The organism is Klebsiella sp. CN_Kp104 (assembly GCF_040064515.1).
Taxonomy (GTDB): domain Bacteria; phylum Pseudomonadota; class Gammaproteobacteria; order Enterobacterales; family Enterobacteriaceae; genus Klebsiella; species Klebsiella aerogenes.
The window spans coordinates 186524-192809 of sequence record NZ_JBEAII010000045.1; the positions used below are offsets into that span (position 1 = coordinate 186524).

General features: G+C 55.3%; 4 protein-coding genes. 3 read left to right on the plus strand and 1 reads right to left on the minus strand.

Features of this window, described 5'->3' with window-relative positions; translation table 11 throughout:
* Positions 1–22 precede the first annotated feature (22 nt).
* The 3 genes from pat (at position 23) to ABLU80_RS23860 (ending at position 4516) form a co-directional block, all read left to right on the plus strand.
* On the plus strand, positions 23–2698 hold the full coding sequence (pat, locus tag ABLU80_RS23850) for a protein lysine acetyltransferase (protein WP_032723176.1): 2676 nt from the start codon (positions 23–25) through the stop codon (positions 2696–2698).
* 96 nt (positions 2699–2794) lie between these two features.
* A complete protein-coding gene (gene pssA / locus ABLU80_RS23855) occupies positions 2795–4150 on the plus strand; it encodes a CDP-diacylglycerol--serine O-phosphatidyltransferase (RefSeq protein WP_015370274.1) in 1356 nt (451 codons plus the stop codon).
* Between the two features lie 42 nt (positions 4151–4192).
* Positions 4193–4516, plus strand: a complete 324-nt coding sequence (locus ABLU80_RS23860; RefSeq protein ID WP_015370273.1) for a YfiM family lipoprotein — start codon at positions 4193–4195, stop codon at positions 4514–4516.
* A gap of 2 nt (positions 4517–4518) precedes the next feature.
* On the opposite strand, the gene ABLU80_RS23865 is transcribed toward ABLU80_RS23860, so the two are convergent.
* A complete protein-coding gene (locus ABLU80_RS23865; RefSeq protein ID WP_015370272.1) occupies positions 4519–5817 on the minus strand; it encodes an MFS transporter in 1299 nt (432 codons plus the stop codon).
* Positions 5818–6286: the final 469 nt, after the last annotated feature.

A 6286-nucleotide genomic window follows, 5' to 3' on the forward strand; every position in this document is an offset into this window, starting at 1 on the left:
CTGGGGATCAAAGGAGACCGGAATGAGCCAACGAGGCCTGGAAGCACTGCTGCGGCCAAAATCGATCGCCGTCATTGGTGCATCGATGAAACCGCAGCGCGCTGGCTATTTAATGATGCGCAATTTGTTGGCCGGCGGTTTTAATGGCCCGGTCCTGCCGGTGACGCCCGCCTGGAAAGCGGTGCTTGGCGTACTGGCGTGGCCGACTATCGACAGCCTGCCCTTTACCCCGGATCTGGCGGTGCTCTGTACTAATGCCCGCCGCAATCTCGAGTTGCTCGAGGCCTTAGGGCGGAAAGGGTGTAAAACCTGCATTATCCTCTCTTCACAGCCAGACCAGTACCCGGCGCTGCTCGAGTGCGCCGCCCGTTATCAAATGCGTCTGCTCGGTCCCAACAGCCTGGGACTGCTGGCGCCGTGGCAGGGCCTGAACGCCAGCTTTTCGCCGGTCCCTATCCAGCGCGGCAAGCTGGCGTTTATCTCGCAATCCGCCGCCGTCTCTAACACCATTCTGGACTGGGCGCAGCAGCGTGAAATGGGCTTCTCGTACTTTATTGCGCTTGGCGATAGTCTTGATATCGACGTCGACGACCTGCTCGATTTTCTCGCCCGCGATAGCAAGACCAGCGCTATTTTGCTCTATCTGGAGCATCTCAGCGATGCCCGGCGTTTTGTCTCCGCTGCCCGTAGCGCATCGCGTAATAAACCCATTCTGGTCATCAAAAGCGGCCGCAGCCCGGCGGCGCAGAAATTACTGCATGTCAACTCAGGGATGGATCCCGCCTGGGATGCCGCTATTCAGCGGGCGGGGCTGCTGCGCGTGCAGGACACCCACGAGCTCTTTTCCGCCGTTGAAACCCTGAGCCATATGCGCCCTTTGCGCGGCGAAAAGCTGATGATTATCAGTAATGGCGCCGCGCCGGCGGCGCTGGCGTTGGACGAACTGTGGCTGCGTAACGGCAAACTCGCCAATCTCAGTGAAGCCACCTACGACCAGCTCAGGCAGGCGTTACCGACGGGCGTCGAGGTTGCTAATCCTCTGGATCTGCGCGATGACGCCAGCAGCGAGCACTATCTCAAGGCGCTGAATGTGTTGCTGGACAGCCAGGATTATGATGCGCTGCTGGTGATCCACTCCCCCAGCGCCGCGGCGCCGGGCACCGAAAGCGCGCTGGCGTTGATTGATGCCCTTAAGCGTCATCCACGCGGGAAATACGTCACGGTGCTGACGAACTGGTGCGGGGAGTACTCTTCCCAGGAGGCGCGACGGTTGTTTAGCGAGGCCGGTATCCCAACCTATCGCACACCGGAAGGCACTATTACCGCCTTTATGCATATGGTCGAGTACCGGCGCAACCAGAAACAGCTACGGGAAACGCCGGTATTGTCCGATACCTTGACCGCCAATACCGCAGAGGCCCACACGCTGTTGCAGCGCGCGCTGAGCGAAGGCGCGACCTCGCTGGACACCCATGAGGTCAGCCCGCTGCTGCGCGCCTACGGCATCCATACTCTTCCCACCTGGATTGCCGCCGACAGCGCCGAAGCGGTACATATCGCCGAGCAGATTGGCTACCCGGTGGCGTTGAAGCTACGTTCGCCGGATATTCCGCATAAATCGGAAGTTCAGGGCGTCATGCTCTATTTACGTACCCCAGCTGAAGTCCAGCAGGCGGCGGACGCGATTATCGACCGGGTAAAAATGGCCTGGCCGCAGGCGCGCATTCATGGCCTGTTGGTACAGAGTATGGCCAACCGCGCCGGGGCGCAGGAGCTCCGGGTCGTCGTCGAGCATGACCCGCTTTTCGGCCCGCTGATTATGCTTGGCGAGGGCGGCGTCGAATGGCGTGCGGAAAATCAGGCCGCGGTCGCCCTGCCGCCGCTGAATATGAACCTGGCGCGTTATCTGGTGATCCAGGCCATCAAGAGTAAAAAGATCCGCGGACGCAGCGCGCTACGCCCGCTGGATATTCCCGGCCTCAGCCAACTGCTGGTGCAGGTCTCTAACCTGATTGTCGATTGCCCCGAGATCCAGCGGCTGGATATTCACCCCTTGCTTGCTTCCGGCAACGAGTTTACCGCCCTCGACGTTACTCTCAGCCTGGCGCCATTTAGCGGCGACAGCGAAAGCCGACTGGCGGTCAGACCCTATCCGCAGCAACTTGAGGAATGGGTGGCAATGAAAAACGGCGAGCGCTGCCTGTTCCGGCCGATCCTGCCTGAGGATGAACCACTATTATTGGCCTTTATTGAGCGGGTCACCAAAGAAGATCTCTATTACCGCTACTTCAGCGAGATCAACGAATTCACCCATGACGACTTAGCCAATATGACGCAGATCGACTACGATCGTGAAATGGCCTTTGTTGCGGTTCGCGCCACGGAGCAAGGAAGCGAGATCCTCGGCGTGACCAGAGCAATTTCCGATCCTGATAATATTGATGCCGAGTTTGCCGTGCTGGTGCGTTCTGACCTGAAAGGTTTAGGCCTTGGTCGACAGCTTCTTGAAAAACTGATCGCCTATACGCAGAGCCATGGATTACAGCGCTTAAATGGCATCACCATGCCAAATAACCGCGGCATGATAGGCCTTGCCAGAAAGCTTGGTTTTGCAGTGGATATCCAATTAGAAGACGGAATAGTGAGCCTGTCTCTTGCGCTGAATACGTTACATTCGGTGACAAGCGACAGCAATTAATGACCACATTCGCGGGTAGTAATGGTATTATTGCCCGCTTACGTCATCTGCATGGTACAGAAGACCCTTCAATAAACAGAGAAGAAACGCACTGTGATGTTGTCAAAATTTAAGCGTAATAAACATCAACAACACCTTGCCCAACTCCCTAAGCTCTCTCAGTCAGTTGATGATATCGAGTTCTTTTACGCGCCGGCTGATTTCCGCCAGGCGCTACTGGCAAAGATAGCCCACGCCACCCAGCGTATTTGCATTATTGCGCTCTATCTTGAGCAAGATGATGGCGGAAAAGGAATACTGCAAGCCCTGTATGACGCTAAACGCCAGCGTCCAGAACTGGATGTGCGCGTGCTGGTTGACTGGCATCGCGCCCAGCGTGGCCGTATCGGCGCGGCAGCCTCCAATACCAATGCCGATTGGTACTGTCGCATGGCCCAGGAAAACCCAGGGATTGATATCCCGGTGTATGGCGTCCCGGTCAATACCCGGGAAGCGCTCGGCGTGCTTCATTTTAAAGGCTTCATCATCGATGACAGCGTTATTTATAGCGGCGCCAGCCTGAACGATGTGTACCTGCATCAGCATGATAAATATCGCTACGATCGCTATCAGTGCATCCGCAACGGCAAGATGGCCGACGTGATGTTCGACTGGGTCGAGCAGAATCTGGTACAGGGTCGCGGCGTGAATCGACTCGATCGCCCGGATCGACCAAAAAGCCCGGAAATCAAAAATGATATTCGCCAGTATCGCCAGGATCTGCGCGAAAGCGGCTATCACTTCACCGGCAATGCCGATGAAGATCAACTGTCAGTCACGCCGCTGGTTGGGCTCGGTAAATCGAGCCTGCTCAACAAGACTATCTTCCACCTGATGCCGTGTGCGGAACATAAGCTGACCATCTGCACCCCGTATTTCAACCTGCCCGCCGTACTGGTCAGAAATATTATTTCTCTGCTACGCAGCGGAAAAAAAGTGGAAATCATCGTCGGCGACAAGACCGCGAACGACTTCTATATCCCGGAAGATCAGCCGTTTAAAATCATCGGCGCTTTACCTTATTTGTACGAAATTAACCTGCGTCGCTTCCTGAGCCGTCTGCAGTATTATGTGAATACCGATCAGCTCATCGTACGTTTATGGAAAGATGACGATAATAGCTACCACCTGAAAGGCATGTGGGTTGATAACGAATGGATGCTGCTGACTGGCAACAACCTCAATCCGCGCGCCTGGCGGCTGGATTTAGAAAATGCCGTACTGATCCACGATCCTAAGCATCAACTGCGCGAAATGCGGGAAAAGGAGCTTCAGCTCATCCGTACACATACGACGGTAGTGAAGCACTATCGCGATCTACAAAGCATCGCCGACTATCCGGTGAAGGTGAAAAAGCTCATCCGCCGTCTGCGGCGCATCCGCATCGACCGCCTCATCAGCCGCATTCTCTAAGATCAACGCCCCGTAATCCGGGGCTTTTTTTCAGGAAGAATTATGCGCTACTTCATCATTATTGCCCCTTTACTACTCAGCGGCTGCAGCCATATGGCCAATGATGCCTGGAGCGGTCAGGACAAGGCCCAACACTTTCTCGCGTCGGCAATGCTCTCCGCCGCCGGCAATGAATATGCGCAGCATCAGGGATACAGCCGCGATCGCAGCGCCGCCATCGGTCTGATGTTTTCCGTTAGTCTGGGGGCATCAAAAGAGTTATGGGACAGCCGCCCGGCAGGGAGCGGCTGGAGCTGGAAGGATTTCGCCTGGGATGTCGCCGGCGCCACCACCGGCTATACGGTGTGGCAACTGGCGCATCAATAAGGTTACAAACGCAACCCCTTCCCTTTACCATGCAGCATCAGGGAGACCAGGAAGGCAATCGCCGCCATTACCGTCACGTACCAGTAGAAGGCATTCTCCATTCCTATAGATTTAAGCGACAGCGCGACGTATTCAGCCGAACCGCCGAACAGCGCGTTTGCTACCGCATAGGACAGGCCCACGCCCAGCGCGCGAACCTGTGCCGGAAACATTTCCGCCTTCAGGATCCCGCTGATGGAGGTGTAGAAGCTGACGATCAGCAACGCGCAAATCACCAGCGCAAATGCGGCATACGGCGAACTAACATTCTGCAGCGCACTCAAGATTGGCACGGTAAACAGCGTCGCCAGCACGCCGAAGCACAGCATTGAAGTACGGCGCCCCACCTTATCCGAGAAGGCGCCAAACAGCGGTTGTACCAGCATATACACGAAAAGCGCCGCCGTCATAATCATGCTGGCAGTGCTGGCCGTCATGCCGGCGGTATTCACCAGATATTTTTGCATATACGTGGTGAAGGTGTAAAAAGTCAGCGAACCGGCGGCAGTAAAGCCCAGTACCATGACAAAAGCCCGGCGATTACGCCACAAACCTTTAAAGGAACCGGCCTCTTTCAGCGCACGGGTTTCCTGCTTCGAGGTTTCATCCAACTGACGACGCAGCCACAGCGCGACGATGGCCAGTACTGCGCCCAGCGCAAAAGGAATACGCCATCCCCAGGCATGCAAATCTTCATCACTGAGGATTTGCTGTAGTGCGACAACGACCAGTACCGCCAGCAGTTGACCGCCAATTAACGTAACGTACTGGAAGGAGGCGTAGAATCCTTTCTTTCCTTCTACTGCGACTTCACTCATGTAGGTCGCGCTGGTGCCATATTCCCCGCCAACGGACAGGCCCTGGAACAGACGTGCCAGCAACAGCAGCGCCGGCGCCCAGGTACCGATAGTGGCGTATCCCGGTAGACAAGCAATCACCAGCGAGCCGAAGCACATCATGCATACCGAAATAAGCATTGAGGCTTTACGTCCGCGCCGGTCAGCAATACGGCCAAATAGCCAGCCGCCGATGGGGCGCATCAGGAAGCCAGCAGCAAAAACTCCGGCCGTTTGTAACAATTGAGTGGTGGTATTTCCTGAAGGGAAGAAGATGTGCGCAAAATAGAGTGAGCAAAATGAGTAGACATAAAAATCAAACCATTCCACCAGGTTCCCTGAAGATGCCCCCACAATTGCCCATACACGGCGCCGGGTATCGCCCTGCTCCAGGGAACCCTGCTCGTTAATGCTACTTTCTGTCATTATAATTTTGCTCCAGCAAAGACCGTAATCTGTCTCATCGGGCGTGACACGTCACTCAGACAAATTAATTAGTGAACTAAATGTTATATAATTGTTATTTATTTATATGTGATTGTATTCACATTTTTTTTCGTAACACCGGTTTTCGCGATTAACGTCAGCACATGAGCAGTGAAAAAGTGAATTATGGCGAAGTGGTTACAACGACGGGGTTTTATATGGCTTTGAATGAAGGTGATGAGGTGGTGTAGCGAGATTTTCCCGCAGGCGGTGCAACCCCGGGAAGGAGCGGTAGCCCCGGTAAGCGCAGCGCCACCGGGGAAGATGGCGGCGCGTCTGGCCGCAAAACACAAAAACAAAAGGCCCGGTCTTCCGGCTGAGCCTTTTGTTTACGTTGCTATGACAGCGGCTTTCCCCGGAGGCGGTGCTGCGCACCTTTTCCGGGCTACGGGGTCTGTAGCCCCGGTAA